General features: G+C 68.4%; 1 protein-coding gene. It reads right to left on the bottom strand.

Annotated features, from left to right (window positions below; all coding sequences use genetic code 11):
- On the bottom strand, nucleotides 1-1,334 hold a 1,334-nt coding region (locus EB084_25650), incomplete at both ends, for an ABC transporter ATP-binding protein (GenBank protein NDD31648.1).

The raw sequence follows: 1,334 nt of genomic DNA, 5'->3' as shown, positions 1-1,334 counted from the left end.
CGAAGCCGTCGAGATGATCTTCGAGTCGCACCAGGGTCGGAATGTCGAGATCGTTGGTCGGTTCGTCGAGCAGCAGCACATTGGGATTGCCCATCAGCACGCGCAGCAGATAGAGACGACGGCGCTCACCGCCCGACAGCCGCCCGATGGGGGCGTGCTGCATGGCCCCGCTGAACAGGAAGCGCTCGCACATCTTCTCGGCGGTGAGCACGTTGCCATCGGCCGTGCGTATGGCGTCGCTCTCGTCGCGGATGTAGTCGATGACCTTCATGTCGTCATCGAGGGCGCGGCTCTCTTGATCGTAATAGCCGATGGCCACGGTGGCCCCCGTCTCGACCGTGCCCGCATCGGGTGCGAGGCGCCCGCACATGAGCTCGAGCAACGTGGTCTTGCCGGTGCCGTTGCCCCCGACGATGCCGATGCGCTCGCCCTTCTTGAGCGTGCAGGTGAAACCGCTGATGATCGCGCGCCCGTCGAACGACTTCGACACGTTCTTCAGCTCGATGGTCTTGCCGCCCAGGCGACGCCCCGCGAGGCTGATGTCGAGGGCCGCCTCCTTCTCGTCACGCGGGGCCTCGAGCAGGGCGTGGGCGCGCTCGACCCGGGCCTTCTGCTTGGTGGCCCGCGCCCGCGGCCCTTTGCGCAGCCACGCGAGCTCGGTGCGCATGAGCGCGTCGCGCTTCTCTTCGGCCACCGCCTTCTGGGCCTCGCGCTCGGCCTTGCGCTCGAGGTAGTCGGCATAGCCGCCCACGAACGTCTGCACCTGCCCCTTCTCGACCTCCACCGTGCGGTTGGTGACGCGATCGAGGAAGTAGCGGTCATGGGTGACGAGCAGCAACGTTCCCGTGTACCCTTGAAGGTAGCGCTCGAGCCACGCCACGGCATCGGTGTCGAGATGGTTGGTGGGCTCGTCGAGCACCAGCAGATCGGGGCGGGTGATGAGCGCGTGCGCCAGCGCCACCCGCTTGCGTCCGCCGCCCGAGAGCGATCCGATGCGCGCGCTCACGTCGGTGACCGAGAGATGGTTGAGCACGGTGCGGGCGCTGGTCTCGAGGTCGAAGGCGCCGCTGGCCTCGAGCGCCGCCGCCAGGCCCGTCATGCGCGCCAGCGCGCTCTCGTCGCCGCTCGACACGGCCTGGCAGGCCTGCTCGTACTCAGCCTGCAGGCGCATGATCTCGGTGCTGGCCGCGAACACGGCGTCGAGCACCGTGAGGTCGGGGTCGAAGGTGGGGTTCTGGGCGAGGTACGCGACCGAGATGCCGCGGGCGAACACCACCCGGCCGCTGTCCGGTTCCTCACGCCCGGACAAGATGCGCAGCAGCGTCGACTTGCCG

Source organism: Pseudomonadota bacterium (assembly GCA_010028905.1).
GTDB lineage: Bacteria > Vulcanimicrobiota > Xenobia > RGZZ01 > RGZZ01 > RGZZ01.
This window is presented reverse-complemented; position numbering and strand designations above follow the sequence as displayed.